This window comes from Acinetobacter sp. OYA S30 (assembly GCF_033599315.1).
In the GTDB taxonomy this organism is placed as follows: domain Bacteria; phylum Pseudomonadota; class Gammaproteobacteria; order Pseudomonadales; family Moraxellaceae; genus Acinetobacter; species Acinetobacter baumannii.
On sequence record NZ_JAWVAV010000138.1, the window covers coordinates 1 to 677 of the forward strand.

Consider the following 677-nt stretch of genomic DNA (forward strand, 5'->3'; position numbering starts at 1 on the left):
TGTGAGGGGAGTGAAATAGATCCTGAAACCGCATGCATACAAGCAGTGGGAGCACCTTCGTGGTGTGACTGCGTACCTTTTGTATAATGGGTCAGCGACTTATATTCAGTAGCGAGGTTAACCGTATAGGGGAGCCGTAGAGAAATCGAGTCTTAATAGGGCGTTTAGTTGCTGGGTATAGACCCGAAACCAGGCGATCTATCCATGAGCAGGTTGAAGGTTGGGTAACACTAACTGGAGGACCGAACCCACTGTCGTTGAAAAGCCAGGGGATGACTTGTGGATAGGGGTGAAAGGCTAATCAAGCCTGGTGATAGCTGGTTCTCCCCGAAAGCTATTTAGGTAGCGCCTCGGACGAATACCATAGGGGGTAGAGCACTGTTTCGGCTAGGGGGTCATCCCGACTTACCAAACCGATGCAAACTCCGAATACCTATGAGTACTATCCGGGAGACAGACTGCGGGTGCTAACGTCCGTAGTCAAGAGGAAAACAATCCAGACCGCCAGCTAAGGCCCCAAAATCATAGTTAAGTGGGAAACGATGTGGGAAGGCATAGACAGCTAGGAGGTTGGCTTAGAAGCAGCCACCCTTTAAAGAAAGCGTAATAGCTCACTAGTCGAGTCGGCCTGCGCGGAAGATGTAACGGGGCTAAAACTATGTGCCGAAGCTGCGGAT

General features: G+C 50.7%; 1 rRNA gene. It reads left to right on the forward strand.

Annotated features, from left to right (window positions below):
* A 23S ribosomal RNA gene (locus R5R67_RS19510) occupies positions 1–677 on the forward strand; the annotation flags it as partial.